Annotated in this window: 15 protein-coding genes; 5 read left to right on the top strand and 10 right to left on the bottom strand. The window is 59.8% G+C overall.

The genetic code is table 11. The features are described from left to right. Nucleotides 1–13 precede the first annotated feature (13 nt). Nucleotides 14–1,693, bottom strand: coding sequence for a hypothetical protein (locus ACYAR8_RS11950; protein WP_463579990.1), 1,680 nt, complete (start codon nucleotides 1,691–1,693; stop codon nucleotides 14–16). A gap of 294 nt (nucleotides 1,694–1,987) precedes the next feature. Beyond that, nucleotides 1,988–3,853, bottom strand: coding sequence for a hypothetical protein (locus ACYAR8_RS11955; RefSeq protein ID WP_463579991.1), 1,866 nt, complete (start codon nucleotides 3,851–3,853; stop codon nucleotides 1,988–1,990). A 1,309-nt stretch (nucleotides 3,854–5,162) separates the two neighbouring features. On the opposite strand from ACYAR8_RS11955, the gene ACYAR8_RS11960 reads away from it, so the two are divergent. Next, nucleotides 5,163–6,527 carry an autotransporter outer membrane beta-barrel domain-containing protein gene (locus tag ACYAR8_RS11960; RefSeq protein ID WP_463579992.1) on the top strand — a complete coding sequence of 455 codons (1,365 nt, stop codon included), beginning with the start codon at nucleotides 5,163–5,165 and terminating at the stop codon, nucleotides 6,525–6,527. 74 nt (nucleotides 6,528–6,601) lie between these two features. Here the strand turns inward: ACYAR8_RS11960 and ACYAR8_RS11965 are convergent, their stop codons facing one another. From ACYAR8_RS11965 to acnA, 5 genes are all read right to left on the bottom strand, one after another. After that, nucleotides 6,602–7,267, bottom strand: a complete 666-nt coding sequence (locus tag ACYAR8_RS11965) for a hypothetical protein (protein WP_463579993.1) — start codon at nucleotides 7,265–7,267, stop codon at nucleotides 6,602–6,604. A gap of 423 nt (nucleotides 7,268–7,690) precedes the next feature. Further along, complete coding sequence (locus ACYAR8_RS11970; RefSeq protein ID WP_463579994.1) at nucleotides 7,691–8,344, bottom strand: hypothetical protein; 654 nt, start codon at nucleotides 8,342–8,344, stop codon at nucleotides 7,691–7,693. A gap of 283 nt (nucleotides 8,345–8,627) precedes the next feature. Next, nucleotides 8,628–10,193 (bottom strand): methyl-accepting chemotaxis protein, encoded by a 1,566-nt coding sequence (locus ACYAR8_RS11975; RefSeq protein WP_463579995.1) that lies wholly within the window; start codon nucleotides 10,191–10,193, stop codon nucleotides 8,628–8,630. A 99-nt stretch (nucleotides 10,194–10,292) separates the two neighbouring features. Beyond that, nucleotides 10,293–11,084 (bottom strand): lysostaphin resistance A-like protein, encoded by a 792-nt coding sequence (locus ACYAR8_RS11980; protein ID WP_463579996.1) that lies wholly within the window; start codon nucleotides 11,082–11,084, stop codon nucleotides 10,293–10,295. An 808-nt stretch (nucleotides 11,085–11,892) separates the two neighbouring features. Further along, nucleotides 11,893–14,634, bottom strand: coding sequence for an aconitate hydratase AcnA (gene acnA / locus ACYAR8_RS11985; RefSeq protein WP_463579997.1), 2,742 nt, complete (start codon nucleotides 14,632–14,634; stop codon nucleotides 11,893–11,895). Nucleotides 14,635–14,869: 235 nt separating this feature from the next. Between acnA and rlmM the strand changes: the two genes are divergently transcribed. The 3 genes from rlmM to ACYAR8_RS12000 all read left to right on the top strand — a co-directional run bounded on the left by rlmM (nucleotide 14,870) and on the right by ACYAR8_RS12000 (nucleotide 18,252). Further along, a complete protein-coding gene (gene rlmM / locus ACYAR8_RS11990) occupies nucleotides 14,870–15,937 on the top strand; it encodes a 23S rRNA (cytidine(2498)-2'-O)-methyltransferase RlmM (RefSeq protein ID WP_074889171.1) in 1,068 nt (355 codons plus the stop codon). A gap of 234 nt (nucleotides 15,938–16,171) precedes the next feature. Beyond that, complete coding sequence (locus ACYAR8_RS11995) at nucleotides 16,172–17,599, top strand: FAD/NAD(P)-binding protein (RefSeq protein ID WP_463579998.1); 1,428 nt, start codon at nucleotides 16,172–16,174, stop codon at nucleotides 17,597–17,599. A 164-nt stretch (nucleotides 17,600–17,763) separates the two neighbouring features. Next, nucleotides 17,764–18,252 (top strand): hypothetical protein, encoded by a 489-nt coding sequence (locus ACYAR8_RS12000; RefSeq protein ID WP_463579999.1) that lies wholly within the window; start codon nucleotides 17,764–17,766, stop codon nucleotides 18,250–18,252. On the opposite strand, the gene soxR is transcribed toward ACYAR8_RS12000, so the two are convergent. Beyond that, nucleotides 18,243–18,704: a redox-sensitive transcriptional activator SoxR gene (gene soxR, locus ACYAR8_RS12005; protein WP_463580000.1), complete on the bottom strand. Its 462-nt coding sequence runs from the start codon at nucleotides 18,702–18,704 to the stop codon at nucleotides 18,243–18,245. The genes ACYAR8_RS12000 and soxR overlap by 10 nt on opposite strands. A gap of 179 nt (nucleotides 18,705–18,883) precedes the next feature. On the opposite strand from soxR, the gene ACYAR8_RS12010 reads away from it, so the two are divergent. Beyond that, a complete protein-coding gene (locus ACYAR8_RS12010; RefSeq protein ID WP_074889160.1) occupies nucleotides 18,884–19,225 on the top strand; it encodes an antibiotic biosynthesis monooxygenase in 342 nt (113 codons plus the stop codon). 31 nt (nucleotides 19,226–19,256) lie between these two features. Here ACYAR8_RS12010 and ACYAR8_RS12015 read toward each other — a convergent pair whose 3' ends face one another. After that, nucleotides 19,257–20,360, bottom strand: coding sequence for a sigma-54 interaction domain-containing protein (locus tag ACYAR8_RS12015; RefSeq protein ID WP_074889375.1), 1,104 nt, complete (start codon nucleotides 20,358–20,360; stop codon nucleotides 19,257–19,259). A 241-nt stretch (nucleotides 20,361–20,601) separates the two neighbouring features. Then, complete coding sequence (gene ssuD / locus ACYAR8_RS12020) at nucleotides 20,602–21,738, bottom strand: FMNH2-dependent alkanesulfonate monooxygenase (RefSeq protein WP_074889157.1); 1,137 nt, start codon at nucleotides 21,736–21,738, stop codon at nucleotides 20,602–20,604. Nucleotides 21,739–21,977: the final 239 nt, after the last annotated feature.

Raw genomic sequence — 21,977 nt, forward strand, 5'->3', positions numbered from 1 at the left:
CGAGCGTGGCGGATCAACGAATCGCGACGCCCAGGCTGGAATTGATGTGGAGCAGCTTGTAGTCCTTGCCGGTGTTGAGGTTCTTCACGTAGTACCACTTCGCCCCGAACACGTTCTTGGCGACGGTGGAGGCCCAGTAGTTGGCATTGCCCATCGGCCAGCGATTGCCGTAGGCGTTATGGATCTCGATCAACTCGTGGATGCTCGGGATACGCCCGCCGATGCGGCTCGCCGCGTTGGACATCTGGGTGTAATTGCCGGAGCCCACGCCGTGGCATTCGATGACGCCGGTGACGGTCACCTCGTAGCTCAACGCTTCACCGGCCGCATCGGTCACGGTGATGGTTGCCATGCCATTGCCGCGCACCGATGTCAGACCGGATGCATCGACTTTGGCGACCTTCGCATCGCTGGTCGAATAGCTATAAGGAGGACGACCACCGCTGGCGACGCGATGAACCGTGGTACCGCTCGGGAATGCCGGCAGCAAGTCGGGATGGGTCGGCAGCAGATAAATCTTGCCTGCCAGGGTTACCGCAGACGTATCGAACATCATGCCTTCCCGCACAAAAAGCTGTAGGGGCTCGGACTCCCTGTCAACGCCGTTGCGCGACACGATATAGGTCAGTGTCGCCGTGCCGCCGAGACTCATCTCGATCAACATTTTCGGCACGCCGAAGACCAGTTCGGTCAAGCCGCCGACATTCATCATGCCGGTTTCGAACGTACGCGCTCCGACCCAGCGCACCCGCACCACGTCCCGTGGGTCCATCGCTCGATAACTGACCCGTACGACTGCGTCCCAACCGGTAATCAGCGAAGGCCGCAGAACACCGTCAGGTCCCACCGTGTCCACGGTGGCAGCAGGCAGCTCAAGCGCGGCGCTCATGATTTTCAGCTGCAGCCTCGCCGATTCCTGCACGATGCCGCTGCCGCGCGTAACGGTGTAGGCGACCTCCACGTTTTGTCCGTCGTTGACCGCAACCACGCTACTGACGAATACGAGAGTCAGCGCCTGACCCGCTTCGGCGGCAGACACGATCTTCTCCTGGCGATCGCTGCCCTTCGGCCCGGTCCACTGAGCAATGACCTTTTCGCCCTCGCGCAGATCAGCCGTGGTGTCGATCACCAGCGTGGCACCATTCACCGCATCGGCCGGGTCGAGGGTCTGACCCTTGGCTTCGCGGATCACCGGTACCGGCAGTGGCTGGAGCGTTGCCAGTTGCAGCTGGATCATCACCGGATCGGAGACCATCGACACATTGCCCGCACGGTCGGTGACGGTATAGGTGACTGAGGCGTTCAGGCCGTCGGCCTGCTCCATGAAGGTACGGGTGAAGTCGACCATTACCCGGTTCAGGCCCATGTCGTTGGCATCGACGATTGTCATCGGACCTTCGATCGGGCCCCAGTAGGTTCGGATTTCGTCGCCAGCGGCCATGCCGCTATAGCCCGCGATCTTGCCGGGAAGGATATTGTTGAGGCCTTCGAGCTCGGAGGAGGTGAGGCCGTTCTGAATGACTTCGGGAAAAATGATGGGGGCGAGTTGTGGAGCGCCCGGGGCGGTTCGGTCGATCTGGATTTGTGTTGTGCCGGAGAAAACTTCAGAGTCGCTGAACGGGCTGTAGACACGATAAGAGACGGCATGAGTGCCCTCTGAGAGCAGCGAAGCAGGGATTTGGACTGTCAGCAAATCACCGGGCTTATCCGTTGGTAGGATTTCCTTTTCCGGCAAGACGCGCTCCCCATCAAATACCAGCTGATACGTGTATTGGGGCTCAGCTGCCTGCCAAACCGGAAAGTTAACAGTAATTGGCATTGCCAACGCATCGTTAGGGATTAATCCTTCCGCGAGTGCTGCTGGGATAGTTGGTAGTGCTAGCGGAATTGGGGCGCTTGCACGGGTAAACTGCTGTGATGTCATTGGTATTCCCTCTTGAGGATAGGCGGACAGGCCCGGTTAAATCAGTCCTGCCCGCTAAGTTTTTTAGTTAATAGAGCAGATTGCTTCGCTCGACTCGCGCATCTCAACAGGCACGCGAGTGATTTTTGAAGTTACCGAACTTTGGTTGCTGCCAGGGGCTGGATCAACCCTGATATAGGCTTCACAGAATCCGCGACAAATGGTTCTCAAAATATTGTATGGCACTCGAAAGCTGTATCCATTCAAAATATCTTGATCATCAAGCTCGCGGCTCGCAGTGTAGGTCGCAGAATCGATTGGATTGTTTTCTCTATCAAAACCCTTGAAAGTAAAAAATAGTTTCTGATTTTCGGTGATATTGGCGTAAGGCACTACGTACCCATCAGTGCCGTCAGGCGCCACGCTTTGGGATATAAAGCCTGCCGGATTTAACTTAAATGTCGGGCCTTCGATTCCTTCCGGACCACCTGGGAGATTTTCTTTTGAACGGACGGTAACCTGCTGAATTGGGGATAAAGTTAAGTTAGGGTTGCCCTGCCGAGCTACCGCATAACGGACCGGGATCTCAGCCCCGGTGCCTTGAGCTTTCATAATCGAGTTGGCGACCGGAATGACGAGTTCCGATGCGGCAATAAGATCTTCTTCTTTAATCTGATACCATTGTAGCCGCTGCTGATCCCCCCAGAAAAGATGAATGTCATCGTTCACTTTGAATGATTCGCTCCAGCTGATGATTGCCCTGCTGTTATATTCGTAATCTTCTTCATCAATAAAGTTATCATCCTTATTTGGGCTTGCCAGGCTGGTGCCCTGAACAATGGGTGCTTGTGAAGGTTCAGGCACTGGCAGGGTCAGGTAGACGTCTACCACAGTTGGCAGGGACGTACCATTTAGCTGGTTCTGTCGAGTTACAGTATAGGTGATCGAAACAGTACCGATCGGCGCCACCGCTAGGGTTTCGTAGGGGACCTTAAGGGAAAGCAGGATATCTTCGTTTTCATTGCCCGGGGGTATTTGGACCGGGAGCATCGGATAGTCCTCACCCCAGTGCAGTGTAATTTGATCGAACGCTGCCGCTCCCGGGTAATGTGGAATGTCCACTTGTATTCCGGGTTTGGCTTCCATGTAGTCGATCAAGGATCCGATCATTGGGTCGAGGAGAGGGGCCGGATAGTTCTCCGGGATATCCTCAAGCAACAGCACCACGTTAACCGCGAGCGACTCCTCAGAAATGTTGCCCGCCCTGTCTACGACCCGATAGATTACATCGTGGCCTCCGGATGTAATCGACTCAAGAAAGTCCCGCTCGAAGTCGAACACCACTTTGTTAAGGCCCATGTCGTTTTGGTCTACGACAGCTATCGGACCAGCGACCTCACCCCAGTAAGTGTGGATGACGTCATGCTTCGCCATGCCAGTGTATCCAGCAACCTGTACCTCGAGCTTATTACCCAGCTGCGCCAACTCAACAGCCGTTAGGCCGTTCTGAACTTCCACAGGGAACTGGATAGCGGCGAGTTGAGGCATGCCAGGAGCCGTGCGGTCGATGACCACCGGAAACTCTGCGGAGAAATTTTCTGAGTCGGCTTCAGGACTATAAGTCCGGTACGTTAGTCGATGGACGCCTTCTTCGAGGAAGTCGATTGGTATTTCCAGGGTTAGAGGATCTCCCGGCTTCTCATTTACCTGAATGACCTTTTCCGGTCCAGACGGAGTTCCGTTCCATGTTAGTTGGTAGGTATATCCGGGTTCGGCGGCCTCCCATACCTCAAGGTCGACAATTACAGGGGTGTTCAGGTTCGCCACGGGAATCAACCCGAGATTGTCTGCGTCATGAAAAGCTACCGCGACGTCGGGTGCTTTCAATGGCAGTGGCTCTCGATTGCTCCGAGTACGGATAATGGTTGGTGCAGTTTTAATGTTACGCATGTTCGGTTCCTTTAGTTCGCTTATTTTTGTTCGGACTTGAGTGAGTCCGACAGTATCTTTATGAAGTGGTGGAGTGCCAATTCCTGATTTAAATAATAGTGTTTTTTGCGGCCTGTCAACGAAGCGAAAAGCTAGTATTTGTAGGAACGTCAGGCCTGTGTAGGATGAATATGCGCATGTCCTAATAAGGTCATGCATGTTTAGGTCGCGATGCTTAGATTTTGCTGGCGTTTCAGGCCTGGAGATGTAGGCTGCGGACGTCATATCTTTCGGACATTTCCTACTCGATATTTTTTGGCCACTTTTACTAGTTGTCGATTGCGAGCCCATACTCATGGCTTTCCATTCACAGAATATCGGAGGCGATGTGGCGTCACTCACGGAAGTATTGCTATTAGGAGCGAAACCAAAAGTTTTAGCATTGGCGATGGGTATGATTTCGCCAACGCTTTGGGCCCAACAGGCGAGCTCTGTACCCACGACGGTTGAGTTGACCAACTACGCGGTTATCGATAGCTATGACCTGGCCAAGCCGAAGAAATCTGACGAGTCGTTTGTGCCAGTCGACGAGACTGTTGTTAATGTTGATGCTTCCGTCCCCTCTCAGAGTTATTTAGTGACGAATGGTGGAGTATTGAATGTATTAGAAGGCGGAGTTGTTGATTCCATCGCTATGAGTCATTCGGAAGTCAATGTTCAGGCTGGATTAGTGAGGAATGGAATTGCGGTAAGTTCAGGAAGTCTGAAGCTAGCAGGCGCAACGGTTGAAAACGCCAAAGGGCTAGGCTTGCAACTCTTGCTTACTGAAACCGATCTGATCACAGGCTCTCAAGCTCACGTTACTAATAGCTCCATCACTGGGGGCGTTTACGGACTGGCTGTCGGAGCAACTGGGGAGCTTTGGCTGGCCAATTCATTAGTACAGGGCATAGCTGCTGATGGGGCTTCTAAGGCGGGAGGTATGCGTCTTAGCGGCGGTACAGCCCATGTTACGGGCAACAGTAGCATCAGGGGCGAAGTTAATGGCATCTATATAGTCAACGGAGCGTCCTACATAACCAAGCAGGAAAACCACCTGGATATTGCTAACTCATTAATAAGCGCTGGTACTGGGGCCGCGATAGTGGTTGATAGGCTTAGCAGCAGAGCTCAACAGACGATCGCGGACATCTTACTTCGCGATGGATCCAGCCTTGAGTCAAAGTCGGGATTACTCATTAGTGTTCAGTCAGAAAGCACCGCGAACGTAAAAGTAATCAACAGCACCCTCACTGGCGATTTCGTTGCCGACGACACAAGTACTCTCAACGTGGTGCTGCGCAATCACGGGCAGTTGAACGGGAATATCGTCAACGGCAATTCCGTGACCATCGACTCCAGTGGGCGCTGGCAGCTTGCGGCGGATAACAGCGTTAACTCGCTCGCGATGGACGGCGGCACCGTTGGCTTCACCGGAGACGGCTTCCATTCGCTTTCGCTGGGCACGCTGTCCGGCTCGGGTCGTTTCGACATGCGCATCAACCTCGACAACGGCACCGGCGATTTGCTCAGTGTGAACGGTGAGGCTTCGGGCAGGCATCGGCTGCGTATCCAGAACACCGGCACCGAAGCCGTCCCCGCCGAGTTCGACCCGCTTCGGGTGGTTCACACCGAAGGCGGGGACGCGGAGTTCGGGCTGGTGGGCGGTCGTGCGGATCTTGGGGTGTATTCCTACGAGCTCGAACGCCAGGGCACTGACTGGTTTATCGTCGGGTCCGGCAAGGAGATCAGTCCTTCCACGAAAAGTGCGCTGGCGTTGTTCAACACGGCACCGACGGTGTGGAACAGCGAGTTGACGACGTTGCGCAGTCGCATGGGTGAAGTGCGCGGCCAGGAGCAGGGCGGCGGCTGGATGCGTACGTATGGCAGTCGTTTCAATGCGGCGCTGGAGTCCGGCGTTGATTACAGCCAGAAGCAGCAGGGTCTGTCGTTCGGTGCGGACGCGCCTGTGCCGGTGGGCAACGGTCAGTTGTTGCTCGGATTGATGGGCGGTTACAGCAAGTCGGATCTGGATATCGGCCGAGGCACTTCGGGTCAGGTGGACAGCTACTACGTCGGCGCGTATGGCACGTGGCTTTCCGAGGGTGGCTATTACCTGGACGGCGTGGTGAAACTCAACCAGTTCCATAACGAGTCCAAGGTAGCGATGAGCGATGGCACCAAGGCCAAAGGAAACTACAGCAGCAAGGCACTGGGCGGGTCGCTGGAAGTCGGCAAGCATATAAAGCTGGGCGATGAGTATTTCGTCGAGCCGTTTGCGCAGGTGTCCAGCGTCTGGATCGATGGCAGCAGCTACACGCTGGACAACGGCATGCAGGCCAGGACCAACCAGACTCAGTCGATGCTGGGCAAGGTCGGCAGTACTCTGGGACGCAGCTTCGCCCTGAAGGACGGCGGCGTGGTTAAGCCGTACGCACGGGTGGCATTGGCCCATGAGTTCTCCCGCAGTAATGACGTCAGCGTGAACGGTCAGCGTTTTGACAACGACCTGTTCGGCTCCCGTGCGGAATTGGGCGCAGGTGTTTCGGTGTCGCTGTCCGAGCGACTCCAGGTACACGCTGATTTCGATTACATGAAGGGTGAGCATGTTGAGCAGCCTTGGGGTGCGAACGTGGGTTTACGCCTTGCTTTCTGACATTCTCGTCAGGTGATTGAAGGCGGTTCCAAGGCCCCGGCTGCAGCGATGCAGTCGGGGCTTTTTACGTGGGCTTACGGTTTCGGCTGCATCCGGCGCCGTCGTGGGGGACGACCCGTGGTCGAGCCCTTGCCGCGTCGCTTCCTCAGGCGGGGCAGGTTGACGGTCAGCGTTTCCGAAATGCCGACGAGCCTGGCGCGCCGCACCACTTCGTAGCGCACCTCGACGCATCCGCTTTCGTAGTCCGCCAGGGTTTCATTATTAAGGTATTGAACCAGCCGAGGGCCTTTACGGCCTTCTACCTTGCCGACGGTGGTGTAGAAGGTGTTGTGGCCCCAGCGCAGCTTCAGGTGATCCCCGAACCACAACTTCGGCGAGCGCGGGATATTGATGTAGATGCCCACGTTCAGCTGGGCGTCGGTAGGCCCCTCGGGGTCGGCACCGGTGATGTAAGGGGCTTCGAACACAGGCGCCGGGTCCGGGTCCTTCACCTCGTGGTGCCAAGGGAATCCCGGGGCGTTCTGAAGCTGGCCGGCGTAGACCATCGCCTGTTCAGCCGCACTCTTGCCCACGGGCGACACTGCCTGCAGATCTTCGTACAGTGGAATTGAACTCTTGCCGGGTGATTTTCGTTTGGTCCTGCGGGTGTTCTTCGGGTTTGGCACTTCTGTCTTGTTATTGTTATCTGACTCGGTCGGTTGTGAGTGGGGTGGCGGCTGGATATCCGTTTCATCTTCCATTGGAAACTCCTTGATCAGATCGCTAGTGCGAGGATTACAGGATCGGGTGTTGTGCGCTTGCTTGTAGGATGGCGGCGCTGCACATGCCTATGATCGATTCGAAAAATATTACTGTCAAACAAGCGAAGTGCATGGGATTGCATGGCTTCTTCGAAAAAAATTTGCTGTTGAATATATTTTTAATGTGTGGGTCCCGCGCTTTTTACGGTGTTTTTGAGCGATTTAAATAATTATGTATCGCGCGTAGTCTATAAAATTTTGATAGTCCATCAGACACTTCCTACGGAGATGTAGGTTCTGTGGAATCGATGTGCCAAAAAATAATTTAAAATATTTTTTCGAGACGAATTTATTGACAAAACCTCCACGCATAAGCGTGGAGGTGGTTACTTTTGGTATTCAGTTGAATAGCCTGAACGCTGGTTACAATTTTACTGAAACCAGGGTTGGCAGGCTGGTGATGGACACGTTGCCCGCGCGGTCGGTGACAAAATACTCGACGGACATGTTTTCCGCTGCATGGGCTTGCAAGTGTTCGCGGCTGAAAGCGATTTCAACGGGCCGGAGGGTGAGCTCTTCCGTCTGGACCTTATGGGACGGGCCTTCGACGCCGTTGAGTAATGTCTGGATGACATCGCCGGGTTCCATGCCGGCGTAGCCAGGGAGCAGGCCAACGAGTTGATCGCCGAAGGTGGCGGTGGGGAAGATGAGGGGAGCGAGGAGGGTGGCGCCGGGTTTTGTTCGGTCTACTCGAACCCGTGTAGGCCCCGACTCAGCGATGTTTCCCCCTGGGTAGGTGATGTAGCGGTAGGCGATTTCATAAATGCCATCACTTACGAACTCATCTTGTTGAAGGTAAGCGGTCACCTTATCGCTAGTTCCAGGATTTGGGATTGGAAAGGCTTGCGTAGGGCCAACTGCTTCGCTATTAAGTAACAGCTGATATGCGTCACCACTTCTAACGAAGTCCGGCACATCAAGGATGACGACCAAACCATTCTCGAGTTCGCTGGTTAGCAACAAGCCGTCCGACTCAGCTGCTGGAATGGACGGGGAGGCGAGGCGTTCACTATTCATTAATTTCTCCATCGAACACACCTCTACGCTTTCATTCGCAGAGAGAGTGCGCATTAAATTGATTGTCCAGACCAACAAATACCCCACCCATGGTGGTAACTATTTATCGTCTTTCAATAATCAACTAATAGAGTTCGACAAATCCTGTCAATGCCCCAGCCCCGCTTCAAACTCAAAAACCACACGCTCCAACGATTTTCAGAAATGTCCTACTTAAACCCGATACAAACAAAAAGGCCCCGGCAGACGATCTGCCGGGGCCTTCGAACAACCCATCCATCACTCAGCGGTTAAAGCGCTCCACCAACGAGTATTGCGTGTTGGCTGTGTGGGTCAGCTCTGCACTGAGCGTGGCCGAGCGGCGTGCTTCTTCGGAGGTCTGGTCGGCCAGGTGCGCGATGGTGCTGATGTTGCGGCTGACCTCTTCTGCCACCGAGCTTTGCTCTTCGGTGGCGGCGGCGATCTGCGTGGTCATGTCGGTGATGTTGGCCACTGCGTCGCTGATGCCTACCAGCGCCCGGTCGGCTTCCATGACCTGTTCGACACCTTCTTCGGCCTGGCGACGACCTGTGTTCATGGTCTGCACTGCGTTGGTGGCCGTCTGTTGCAGCTTGGCGATAAGGGCGTGGATCTGGCCGGTGGACTCGGTGGTGCGTTGTGCCAGTTGGCGGACTTCATCAGCGACGACGGCAAAGCCACGACCCATCTCGCCCGCGCGGGCTGCTTCGATGGCGGCGTTCAGAGCCAGCAGGTTGGTTTGGTCGGCGATGCCTTTGATGACATCGACAACGCCGCCGATTTCGTCGCTGTCCTTCGCCAGTTGAGTCACGGTCAGGCCGGTTTCGCCCACCGACGTGGACAAGCGCTGGATGGCTTCGCGGGTGTCGCTGGCAATCTCGCGGCCGCGACGGGTCAGCTCGTTGGCCTGCTGCGTGGCGTCAGCGGTGCGCTGCACGTGATTGGCGACTTCCTGGGTGGTCGCGGCCATCTGGTTGACAGCGGTGGCGACCTGTTCGGTTTCGACGCGCTGACGTTCCAGGCCAGTGGAGCTGGCCTGCGCCAGGGTGTCGGACTGACGCGCCTGGGCGTTGAGGTGTTCGGCGGTGTCCTGCAGGCGGGTGAGGCAGGTCTTCAGACGCGCTTCCTGACTGAGGATCGACATCTCAAGCCGAGCCTGTGCGCCGCGGCTGTCGGTGTACATCTGCGCGATCAGCGGGTCGGAGGTGGTTTGCTCGGCGAGGCGCAACAGACGCTTGAGGCCACGCTGTTGCCAGCTCAATCCCAGCAGGCCAAGCGGCACGGACAGCGCGGCGGCGAGCAGGAAGCCCCAATGGGAATTCAGCCACACGCCAATCAAAAAGCTCACCTGGCTCACCAGGATGAACGGCAGCCAGTCCTGCAACATTGGCAGCCACTTGTCACGACTTGGCACTGCACTTTTGCCGCTGTTCAGGCGTTTGTAGAGTGCTTCGGCGCGACGCACCTGTTCAGCGGTCGGCTTGATGCGCACGGACTCGAAGCCCACGACCTGCTTGTTCTCGAAGACCGGCGTGACATAAGCGTTGACCCAGTAGTGGTCGCCGTTCTTGCAGCGGTTTTTGACGATCCCCATCCACGGCAGGCCCTGCTTGAGCGTTGCCCACATATGTTCGAAAACTGCCGCCGGCACGTCCGGATGGCGCACGGTGTTGTGGGGCGACTTGATCAGTTCATCCTGGGAAAAACCGCTGATTTCAATGAAGGCGTCGTTGCAATAGGTGATGACGCCGCGCGCATCGGTGGTAGAGATCAACCGTTGCTGCGCCGGGAAGGTCCGTTCGCGTTGAGTGATGGGCTGGTTATTTCGCATGAGCTATTCGATCCAGGAAGGCTGTGAACGGTTATCGGCCCGAAGCGAAAAATATTAAGTTTTTGTGAACTGCGTCATAAGACGGGTGTCGCGACGTCTTTACCGGTCGAACATTGGGTAGGTGAACAGGCTGAAATGCAGCAGGTTCAGGCCAAAGTGGGTGAGCACGGCAGCGGGCAGGCCGCCCAGTCGATAGGCAATGCCATAACCCATACCTGCGATGCCCGCCAGAAGCGCCCACTCCCAGCCAGCGCCGATGTGCGCAAGACCGAACAGCAGCGAGGCTGTCCCGATGGCCAGAGCGTCGTGGCAGGGCAAGTGTTGCAGCCATCTTTTCAGGCTGCCTTGCAGGTAACCGCGAAAAAGCAGTTCCTCGGTCAGCGCGACCAGCAGCAGGTTGTTCAGCGCCCAGATGCCTGTCTGCTCGGGCCACTTGGGCGACCAGCCGACAAGGCCCAGCAGCAGCGCCGTTGATAAACACGCTACGGCGGTGAAGGGAAGGGCGATGCTGGTGACGCCCAGCCAGCGTCGTGGGCTCAACGCAATAAACACCCAGGGGCAGGCGATGGCGATCCAGTAGCCAATGAGGGGCTTGTCGAGATTCAGGTACATCGAATAGGGCGCGGCCTCGGGGCTGAGGCGCACGCCGGCGATTGCCCTGGCACTGAGGAAACCGGGCCACCAGTGACTGGCCAGCCCCGCTGCGATGGCGATGAACAGGGCGTGGCCGAAGAGGCGTACGGCGCGGTGCTGGAAATGGCTGACACAGATGGCGGCCATGATCAGCAGTCCGAACGTGACAACCACGGGCACGCTGAGCTGGCCGTAGATCAGCGCCAGGCAGTAGCCGAGAGAGAGCAGAAAGAGGGCAGTCCAGCGTTGCACCGACATTGAAGTCGTCCTTGAGCGTCGGAATAGGCTGGCAATTTTAACGTCGATTAAACGCGTGTGTATGTCGGATCAACGGGGGAGTCGGTCCGATTGTTTTGTTGATGAAGGGCGGAGGTTGTGTAGGGCGTTTCTGATGACAACGGATTTGGATTGGGCACTGGTGATTTGCGGTGAGGCAGATGCCGTCTTCCCGGCTGAAGCCAGTCCTACTTGATGAACGCGTACCGTCAGTAGGACCGGCTTCAGCCGGGAAGGGGCCAGTGTGAACACCATCAATGTTGCGGTGAGGCAGATGACGTCTTCCCGGCTAAAGCCAGTCCCACTGGATGAACGCGTACCGTCAGTAGGACCGGCTTCAGCCGGGAAGAGGACGGTGTGAACACCATCAATGTTGCGGTGAGGCATATGACGTCTTCCCGGCTAAAGCCAGTCCTACTTGATGAACGCGTACCGTCAGTAGGACCGGCTTCAGCCGGGAAGGGGCCGGTGTAAACACCATCAACTTCGCGGTGTGACGCCTGACGCTTTCCCGGCTAAAGCCAGTCCTACAGGATGAACGCATACCGTCAGTAGGACCGGCTTCAGCCGGGAAGGGGCCAGTGTGAACACCATCCATGTTGCGTTGTGGCATATGACGTCTTCCCGGCTAAAGCCAGTCCCACTGGATGAACGCGTACCGTCAGTAGGACCGGCTTTAGCCGGGAGGAGGTCGGTTTGAGCACCCTCAATTTCGCGGTGTACCCCACGACGCTTTCACGGCTAAAGCCAGTCCCACTGACAGCGAGACCGGCTTCAGCCGGGATGAGGCTCAGGAAGCAATCAACTGCCGCAACACGTAGTGCAGAATCCCGCCCGCCTTGAAGTATTCCACCTCATTCAGGGTGTCGATCCGACACAGCACGTCGATGTTTTCCTGCTGGCCGTCCTCACGGATGATCTGCACCGCCAGGCTCATGCCCGGTTGCAGGGTGGCACCGGTGAGCCCGGTGATGTTCAGCACTTCCTTGCCGGTCAGGCCCAGGGTTTTACGGCTTTCGCCCGCCCTGAACTGCAGCGGCAGGACGCCCATGCCGACCAGGTTGGAACGGTGGATGCGCTCGAAGCTCTCGGCGATGACCGCTTTGACGCCCAGCAGATTCGTCCCCTTCGCCGCCCAGTCTCGACTGGAGCCCGTGCCGTACTCCTGACCGGCAATGACCACCAGCGGCGTGCCTTCTTCCTGATAACGCATCGCCGCGTCATAGATCGGCAACTTCTCGTCGGTGGGCACGTGCAGCGTGTAGCCGCCTTCTTCGCCGCCGAGCATTTCGTTGCGTATGCGTATGTTGGCGAAGGTGCCGCGCATCATCACTTCATGGTTGCCACGCCGCGAGCCGTAGGAGTTGAAGTCCTTGTACTCCACGCCCTTGCTGCGCAGGTAGCGACCGGCCGGGCTATCAAGTTTGATGTTGCCGGCGGGAGAGATGTGGTCGGTGGTCACCGAGTCGCCCAGCACCGCCAGCACGCGAGCCTGCTGCACGTCGGCGATAACCGGAAGCGGACCGGCGACGTTCTCGAAAAACGGCGGGTGCTGGATGTAGGTCGAGTCCGGCTGCCAGACGTAGGTCGCCGCCTCGGGCACTTGAATGGCCTGCCACTGCGCGTCACCGGCGAAGACCTCAGCGTATTCCTTGTGGAACATGCCGGTGCTGACGTTCATGACCGCGTCGGCGATCTCCTGCTGGCTCGGCCAGATGTCACGAAGGTACACCGGCTTGCCATCGCTGCCTTCGCCCAAGGGTTCGCTGCTCAGGTCGGTGCGCACGGTGCCGGCCAATGCGTAAGCGACCACCAGCGGCGGAGAGGCCAGCCAGTTGGTTTTCACCAGCGGGTGCACCCGTCCTTCAAAGTTTCGGTTGCCCGACAGCACCGACGCGACGGTCAGGTCCGATTGCTGAATGGCTTTTTCAATCGGGTCAGGAAGCGGCCCGGAGTTGCCGATGCAGGTGGTGCAGCCGTAGCCCACCAGGTCGAAGCCCAACTGATCCAGATACTCCGTGAGACCAGCGGCGTTGTAGTAATCGGTCACCACCTTGGAGCCAGGTGCGAGCGAACTCTTCACCCATGGTTTGCGCTGCAGCCCTTTCTCCACGGCCTTTTTCGCCAGCAGACCGGCCGCCATCATCACACTGGGGTTGGACGTGTTGGTGCAGGAGGTGATGGCCGCGATGACCACCGCGCCGTTTTTCAAGCGATAGGTCTGGCCGTTGTATTCATACTCAGCCTCGCCCACCTGTGCGGCGTTGCCCACTGCGACACCGCCGCCGCCTTCGCTTTCCAGTCGGCCTTCTTCGTGCTTGCTCGGGCTGACCGCCAGGCCCAGGAAGTCGCTGAAGGCCTGGGCGACATCGGGGAGGGCGACGCGGTCCTGGGGACGTTTTGGTCCCGCGAGACTGGCCACGACAGAACCCATGTCCAGCTCCAGCGCATCGGTGAACGCCGGTTCCTGACCGGGCAGGCGCCACAGGCCCTGGGCCTTGCAATAGGCCTCGACCAATTTCACCGCTTCGTCCGGACGCCCCGACAGGCGCAGGTATTCGAGCGTGACGTCGTCGACCGGGAAGAAACCGCAGGTCGCACCGTATTCCGGGGCCATGTTGGCAATGGTGGCCCGGTCCGCCAGCGGCAAGTCAGCCAGGCCATCGCCATAGAACTCGACGAACTTGCCGACCACGCCTTTCTTGCGCAGCATTTGCGTCACGGTCAGCACCAGGTCCGTGGCGGTGATGCCTTCGCGCAGTTTGCCGATGAGCTTGAAGCCGATGACTTCCGGAATCAGCATCGACACCGGTTGGCCGAGCATGGCCGCTTCCGCCTCGATGCCGCCGACGCCCCAGCCGAGTACGCCGAGGCCGTTGATCATGGTGGTGTGGGAATCGGTACCGACCAGCGTGTCCGGGAAGGCGTAGGTGCGGCCGTCTTCTTCCTTGGTCCACACGGTGCGGCCGAGGTATTCCAGGTTGACCTGATGGCAGATCCCGGTGCCCGGCGGCACCACGCTGAAATTATCGAACGCGTTCTGGCCCCAGCGCAGGAACGCGTAACGCTCGCCGTTGCGCTGCATCTCGATGTCGACGTTCTCGCCGAAGGCCTTGTCGTCGCCGAAGCGGTCGACCATGACCGAGTGATCGATGACCAGATCCACCGGCGACAGCGGGTTGATGCGCTGGGGATCGCCGCCGGCCTTGGCCACGGCGGCGCGCATGGCGGCGAGGTCAACCACCGCCGGCACGCCGGTGAAATCCTGCATCAGCACGCGCGCGGGGCGGTACTGGATTTCCCGACGGGATTTGCGCTCGGTCAGCCAGTCGGCGAGGGCCTTGAGGTCGTCGCCGGTTACCGTGTGGTTGTCTTCCCAGCGCAGCAGGTTTTCCAGCAGCACCTTGAGTGACATCGGCAGCTTGTCGAGATTGCCCAGCGTGCGCGCGGCATCCGGGAGGCTGAAATAGTGGTAGGTCTTGTTGCTGACTTCGAGTGTTTTGAGGCTTTTCAGGCTATCGAGGGAGGGCATGACTGACTCCTTGACGGTCCGCGCAGCACGCGCGAACGGGCGATCGACGGTAAGACGGGTCTTGCTGCAGCGCCCTGGTCGGCGCCTTTAAATGCTCATTGAGTAGTACTGGACCCACCGGCTGAGCCAGTGGTTCCTGATTCGGCTATCATGCGCCGCTTTCGAGTCATTGAGGTTAATCCTCATGTACAGCTTGTGCCGCGACCCGATTCGTGGCGCGCGAGGAGACCGTCCCGTGAACACCCTTTTCATGCATTGCCGCCCCGGCTTCGAAAGCGAGGTCTGCTCGGAACTCAGCGAGCACGCCGCCCGCCTTGAGGTGTCCGGCTACGCCAAGGCCAAGACTGACGCCGCTTTCGCCGAATTCATCTGCACCGAGGCCGATGGTGCGGAGCGCCTGATGAACAGCCTGAAGTTCCGCGAGCTGATTTTCCCCCGGCAGTGGGCCCGTGGCGTGTTTGTCCAGCTGCCCGAGACCGATCGCATCAGCGTGATCCTCGAGCACATGGCCGGGTTTGCGCCGTGCGGCAGCCTGTGGCTGGAAGTGGTCGACACCAACGACGGCAAGGAGCTTTCGACCTTCTGCCGCAAGTTCGAAGCGCCGTTGCGCAAGGCCCTGGAGAAGGCCGGCAAACTGGTCGACAACCCGAGCCTGCCGCGTTTGCTGCTGACCTTTAAAAGCGGGCGCGAGGTGTTTCTCGGTCTGGCCGACGCAGACAACTCGGCGATGTGGCCCATGGGCATTCCGCGCCTGAAATTTCCCCGGGAAGCGCCGAGCCGCTCCACCCTCAAGCTCGAAGAGGCGTGGCACCACTTCATCCCCCGGGATCAGTGGGACGAGCGCCTGTCGGGCGACATGACTGGCGTTGACCTCGGTGCGGCGCCCGGTGGCTGGACCTATCAGCTGGTGCGGCGCGGCATGCTGGTCACCGCTATCGATAACGGACCAATGGCCGAAAGCCTGATGGACACCGGGCTGGTGCAGCACTTGATGGCGGACGGCTTCACTTTCAAGCCCCGTCAGCCGGTGGACTGGATGGTCTGCGACATCGTCGAAAAGCCCGCACGCAACGCCGCGCTGCTGGAAACCTGGCTGGGCGAAGGTCTATGCCGCGAGGCCGTGGTCAATCTCAAGTTGCCGATGAAGCAGCGCTATGCCGAAGTGCGACGCCTGCTGGAGCGCATCGAAGACGGCTTCAAGGCGCGGGGCGTCAAGGTCGCCATCGGTTGCAAGCAGCTGTACCACGATCGCGAAGAAGTGACCTGCCACCTGCGGCGGCTGGACATGAAGCGCAAGGGCTGATCCGCCCATCACCCGTCTGCAACATCGCACCAGACGCCGATCATTGCAGGAGCGCGCTTGCCCGCGAATGAGGTGTGTCAGGCGCTGCGCGAAGATTGATAGGTTCGCCAGCAAGCCGGCTCGGATTCGAATTCCTGGCGTGGCGCATTTTCATAGTGTGTGCAATCGACGAGCAAGGGCACGCTGTCCATAATCAGCGGGTGCGCCCGCGGCGCGAAGAGAAAGGGAGAAGCAATGAGCGCTGAACACAAGGGACCTGACGCCGACATCCTCATCGTCGGCGGTGGCCTCAGCGGCACGATGCTGGCGGTGCAGTTGCTGCGCTTGCCGGGGCGGCGCCGGATCCTGATCGTCGAGTCACGCAGCGAGTTGGGCCGGGGCGAGGCCTACAGCGCCACCGAACTGGGCCATACGCTGAACGGCAACGCCGCGCGCATGAGCGTCGACCCCGACGACGTCGACGACCTCACCCGCTGGCTCACCGATTACATTGCCGCCGGCGGTTGGCCGGAGTCTGATCAGCAGCACGTGCCGGTGGCCGAGTTGTTTCCGCCGCGGGGAATTTTCGGTCTGTATGTCCAGCAGCGTCTGGCCGAGGCCCGGGTAGTCGGCGAGCGCTATGGCTCCAGCGTCGAGCACGTGCGCGGCGAAGTGACCGACTTGCAGGCCGACGCCGCCGGCCTGAGCCTGACCCTCGCCAGCGGCGAACATATGACCGGCCGCTTTGGCGTATTGGCAACGGGCATGTTCGCCGCCGCACGCACGCCTCAGCGCGATTCAAATGCCCTCAACGCCGCCGCCGTCGATCCGTGGGATGTCAACGCCATGCGCCAGATTGACCCCCAGGGCCGTGTATTGATCATTGGCTCTGGCCTGACCATGGTCGACGCCGTGGTGTCCCTGGAGCAAGCCGGTCACCGTGGGCCCATCGACGTGTTTTCCCGCCACGGTCTGCTGCCCCACGTGCGCCGTCAGCCGCCGACGTGGCCGGACTTCCTCGCCGCCGACCCGAACATACGCAGCACCCGGCAACTGGTCCGGGCCTTGCGCGAGCAGTGCGCGCAGGCGGCGGCCCAGGGCATCGACTGGCAGGCGCCGCTCGACACCGTGCGCGTGCATATTCCTCGGCTGTGGAGTCAGGCGTCTGACCTGCAGCGGCGCCAATTCGTACGTCATGTCCGGCCGTGGTGGGAAAGCCATCATCACCGCTCGCCGCCGCCCAGTGCGCAGTTGCTGGAGCGGCTGATCGGCGAAGAGCGCCTGCACGTCCACGCCGCTTCGTTGCTCAGCGTGGAGGGTGCCCAAGGTGGACAGGTCTCCATCAGCGTTCGCTATCGCGGCCAGGACGAGGCCACCAACGAGACCGGTGCAGCGCTGGTCAACTCGACCGGCATTCAATACGACTGGCGCCGGGTCGATCGTGCCCTGCCGCGCAATCTGCTGGCCCGCGGCCTGATTCACCCGGGGCCGCTCGCGCTGGGCATTGCCGCGGACGCGGGCGGCGCAGTGATGGATGCCGAAGGGCGCTACTCGTCGCGGTTGTTCGCCATGGGCCCGCCCTTGCGCGGGCTGTGGTGGGAAAGTACCGCCGTCACCGACGTGGCGTTGCAGGCCAAGGCGCTGGCGGCACGGCTGGCGGCGTCGAGCAGTGTGCCAGGCTGAATGAAGAGGAAATTGTGTCGACCACGACACAGTTTCTGCAGCCCCTCCTAAAGCACCCTCCGAACGAGCCGAAAGCCCGTTATCGACCCGGTACGACCGCCCGCTTTTCATCGAGAGGCGACAGGGACGTCAGCGATTGCGCAGGGCTATGGAGGCCGTCTTTCATGTTGAGCTTGAGTTTCAGAAATCCCGCCGAAGCGGCGCTGCTCCTGCCGCCAGCTGCTGCGTCAAACTCCCTCGGCGCTGACGACCCGCAGCAGAGCCTCAGTGCGGCCAATCAGGTGCGTCAGGGCATCGAAGTGCTGCTTTCACCGGACGCGCAGAAAGCGGCGAAGAAGGGCGACAAGAACGCCGACATCGACGCGACGCACTTGCCTGACCGGATCAAGGAGCAGCTCAAGCTGACCCGCTCGATTCAGGAACGCATCGCCAAACGCATGCAGGACATGCAGGCATTCATGAGCGACCGGTCGCTGTCGCCCCGTGCCCGGGAAGGCAAAATGCGCCAGTTGCAGATGGAAATCATGGCCATGACCAGCTCGCTGATTCAGGCCACCAACCAGCTCAATCAAGCGATGCAGCAGATGCATCTGTCACTGGCCGACCAGACCCTGGCCGGCACCCTGGTCAGTCCGCAAAACCTTCAATCCTGATCCAGCAGGCGCGGCCCGGCGCCTTGCTCGCTCAGGCTGTCGCCGAAGTTGCGCAGCGGGCAGGCCTCCATCGACAGGCAGCCGCAACCAATGCAGCCATTGAGTTGGTCGCGCAGGGCGGTAAGGCGGTTGATGCGTTCATCCAGATCGGTTTTCCAGCGCTCGGACAGCCGGGTCCAGTCGTCAAGGCTGGGCGGGCGGTCCTGGGGCAGGGTTTGCAACGCGGTCTGGATCGTCGCCAGCGGAATGCCGAGCCGTTGGGCGGTTTTGATCAACGCCACCCGACGCAGCACGTCCCGGGGGTAGCGACGCTGATTGCCAGCGTTGCGCTGGCTGCTGATCAGGCCTTTGGCTTCGTAAAAGCGCAGCGCGGTGATGGCCACGCCGCTGCGCGCGGACAACTGGCCGACGGTGAGTTCGCGGGCGATGGGCGGGGTGTCCTGGGTGAGCATGCAATATTCCTGTATCCCGATTGGCGCTTGACCTCCAGTTAACTGGAGGTTTTATCCTGCGCAGCATCGCTTGCCCGGCTCGGCCTGGCAAGTGGCGCACCGGCGCAAGAAACGTATGGGGCCATGCCGGTTGGCGCAGCATCCTGTTCAGCAACATCCGTCATCCGTGGAGAACGTTCATGACACCAGCAGCCGCTCATCTTCCGTTCAGTCAGTTCGTCGAGTTCGCCGTCGACCCGCGGCATCAGGCCGGGCTGGTCGAGGCGCTACACGAGCGTTTCGAGCAATTTACCTGCACTTATCCAGGCTTTGTCCGCGCCAGTGTGCAGGTCAGCGAAGACCGCCAACGGGTGCTGAGCCATGTGCAATGGCTGTCCAAGACCGACTGCGAGCGCGCGTTCGAAAACGCCGAGCAGGGCGAAGGGGATTTTTGGGAGTTGACTCGCCGACACCGGGCGACGTCGATGATCTTCAACGCGTACGAAGTGGCGGGGGAAGTCGTAGGACCGCGTCAGGGATGAGCGCAGTCCCACCGGTTGCATCGCTGCAGGTTCACACCGACAAGTGCAGCATCCGCTCACCCTGGGTCTGCTCACCGGGGCGGCGCTTGTTGACGGCCAGTTCGCCGATCTTGATCAGACGCGCGCGCACGACGTTGCGGCTCAAACCCAGCAGCTGCGCGGTGTGCACCTGGTTGCAGTGGCTAAAGCGATAGGCCGCGCGCAACAAGGCGTCTTCGACCTTCTCGTGCAGCGCGCCGGCCTGCTCCTCGAACAGACGCTGGAACGCCCGGGACAGCAGCGCTTCGGTCGAGTCATCCACGGCGGGGGCTGAATCCTCCTGACGCTCGAGGCGCAGGTTGGACAGGCGCAGATCGCTGGACTGGATCACGCCGTTGCGGCAGATCAGCAGGGTGTGGTGAATGACGTTTTCCAGCTCGCGAATGTTCCCCGGCCAGCCGTAGGTGCGCAGCTTGTGCTCGGCATCGGCGCTGATCTGGATCGGCCCGCAACCCAGACGCTGGCTGTAGACCTCGATGAAGTGCCGGCTCAGCGGCATGATGTCCCCCGGCCGTTCGCGCAGGGTGCTCAGCGCCAGATTGACGACGTTCAGGCGATAGAACAGGTCTTCGCGAAAGTGCCCGGCGTTGATCGCGCGTTCCAGTTGCACGTTCGTCGCGGCCAGCACCCGCACGTTGATCGGCGTACTCTTGCGCGAGCCCAACCGCACCACTTCGCGCTCCTGCAGGACACGCAGCAGCTTGACCTGGATCGCCAGGGGCAGATCGCCGATTTCATCGAGAAACAGCGTGCCGCCGTTGGCTTCTTCGAACCAGCCGGCCTTGGCGGTGAGGGCGCCGGTGAACGCGCCTTTTTCCTGGCCGAACAGCTCGGCTTCCACCAGCGATTCAGAAAACGCACCGCAGTTGACGGCCACGAACGGCTGGTGACGGCGGCTGCTCAGGTTGTGGATGTGGCGCGCCACCAGCTCTTTGCCGGTGCCGGTTTCGCCGATGATCAGCACGCTGGCATCGCTGGGCGCGACTTGTTCGATGTGGGCCAGCAGCGCCTGGGACCTCGGGTCCTCGAACACCTGCGCGGTGGCGCGGATCGAAGTGGCCAGGGCCGGCGATGGCGGAAGGGTCAATAGCTGCATGGGGATCACTTGTGGTTGGAACGGTACGCTGGCGGTCATGAAGGACTCCTCGTCGCGATGGCAATTGTCGCGATGGCAAATCAACCGCTTCCCACGCGCTGGGCGGTCGCGCGGCAAACAGGTGTGTAGGAGTGAGCTTGCTCGCGATGGGTCACTTGAAGCAGGGGGGGCGGATGGATCTGCTATCGCGAGCAAGGTGGAGCGCCACCCCGGTCACTCCTACAAGGGGGTGCGGTGAAACTTACTTCTGCGGCGGCAAGTCGTTGGCAATCATCTCGCCGAACGGGCCGGTGAGGTTGGTGATGCCGCGGCCTGCCAGGCTGCGATACGGCTCGGGCAACAGCGGGAACACCAGTTCGGCGAAGCGGTAGGCTTCTTCCAGATGCGGATAGCCGGAGAAGATGAAGCTTTCGATGCCCAGGTCCGCGTACTCCTTGATTCGCTCGGCGACTTCCTGGGGATTACCGACTAGCGCTGTGCCCGCGCCGCCCCGCACCAGGCCGACGCCGGCCCACAGGTTGGGGGCGATCTCCAGGTTGTCCCGCCGGCCGTCGTGCAGTGCGGCCATGCGGCGCTGACCTTCGGAATCGAAACGCGAAAAGGATTTCTGTGCGGCGGCGATGGTGTCGTCGCTGATGTGCTCGATCAAAGTGTCGGCTGCTTTCCAGGCTTCTTCGCTGGTTTCACGGACGATCACGTGCAGACGGATGCCGAACTTGACCGTGCGACCGTTGCGCGCGGCGCGCTCACGGATGTCCGCCAGCTTCTCGGCCACTGCCGCAGGGGGCTCGCCCCAGGTGAGGTAGACGTCAACCTGCTCGGCGGCCAGTTCATGGGCCGCCTCGGAAGACCCACCAAAATACAGTGGCGGATAGGGCTTCTGGATCGGCGGGTACAGGGCTTTGGCGTTCTGTACCCTCAGGTGCTTGCCTTCGAAGTCCACGGCTTCGCCCTGCAACACACGGCGCCAGATCTTCAGGAACTCGTCGGTGACTTCGTAGCGCTCGCTGTGATCGAGGAAGCTGCCATCGCCACGGTTCTCGTCCGGATCGCCACCGGTCACCACGTTGATCAGCAGGCGGCCACCGGACAAACGATCCAGCGTCGCAGCCATGCGCGCGGAAACCGTCGGAGAAATGATCCCCGGGCGAATCGCCACCAGGTAACGCAGACGTTCGGTCAGGGGCACGAGGGCCGAAGCGATGACCCAGGAGTCTTCGCAGGAACGGCCGGTTGGAATCAGCACGCCGTGGTAGCCCAGGTCATCAGCGGCCTGGGCGACCTGCTTCAGGTAATTGAGCGTGACCGGGCGCGCGCCCTTGGTCGTGCCCAGGTAATGGCCGTCGCCGTGTGTCGGTAGAAACCAGAAAACATCCATGAGAAATCCTTCGAGCGGAATCGGTGGGCCGTGACAAGTGCACCCGTTATAAAGGCTCCGGTTTATTCCGTAAAAGAACTGAATCCCATATTTTTATAACCGTTAGTGATATGCCCGGTTTATAGGGATCCGAGGGCTGGATGCGAATGCTTGGGTGGTGAAGAACCCTGTAGGAGCGCGCTTGCCCGCGAATGCGATTGACCTATCAGCCTTTCATTGCCTGACACTCCGTATTCGCG

The organism is Pseudomonas sp. HP_01 (genome assembly GCF_055284355.1).

Excerpts from the sequence above, each read along its gene's own strand:
- ACYAR8_RS11955 (WP_463579991.1), bottom strand. The coding sequence starts at position 3,853 with ATGCGTAACATTAAAACTGCACCAACCATTATCCGTACTCGGAGCAAT.
- ACYAR8_RS11965 (WP_463579993.1), bottom strand. The coding sequence starts at position 7,267 with ATGGAAGATGAAACGGATATCCAGCCGCCACCCCACTCACAACCGACC.
- ACYAR8_RS11970 (WP_463579994.1), bottom strand. The coding sequence starts at position 8,344 with ATGAATAGTGAACGCCTCGCCTCCCCGTCCATTCCAGCAGCTGAGTCG.
- ACYAR8_RS11975 (WP_463579995.1), bottom strand. The coding sequence starts at position 10,193 with ATGCGAAATAACCAGCCCATCACTCAACGCGAACGGACCTTCCCGGCG.
- ACYAR8_RS11980 (WP_463579996.1), bottom strand. The coding sequence starts at position 11,084 with ATGTCGGTGCAACGCTGGACTGCCCTCTTTCTGCTCTCTCTCGGCTAC.
- acnA (WP_463579997.1), bottom strand. The coding sequence starts at position 14,634 with ATGCCCTCCCTCGATAGCCTGAAAAGCCTCAAAACACTCGAAGTCAGC.
- ACYAR8_RS11995 (WP_463579998.1), top strand. The coding sequence starts at position 16,172 with ATGAGCGCTGAACACAAGGGACCTGACGCCGACATCCTCATCGTCGGC.
- ACYAR8_RS12000 (WP_463579999.1), top strand. The coding sequence starts at position 17,764 with ATGTTGAGCTTGAGTTTCAGAAATCCCGCCGAAGCGGCGCTGCTCCTG.
- soxR (WP_463580000.1), bottom strand. The coding sequence starts at position 18,704 with ATGCTCACCCAGGACACCCCGCCCATCGCCCGCGAACTCACCGTCGGC.
- ACYAR8_RS12010 (WP_074889160.1), top strand. The coding sequence starts at position 18,884 with ATGACACCAGCAGCCGCTCATCTTCCGTTCAGTCAGTTCGTCGAGTTC.
- ACYAR8_RS12015 (WP_074889375.1), bottom strand. The coding sequence starts at position 20,360 with ATGCAGCTATTGACCCTTCCGCCATCGCCGGCCCTGGCCACTTCGATC.
- ssuD (WP_074889157.1), bottom strand. The coding sequence starts at position 21,738 with ATGGATGTTTTCTGGTTTCTACCGACACACGGCGACGGCCATTACCTG.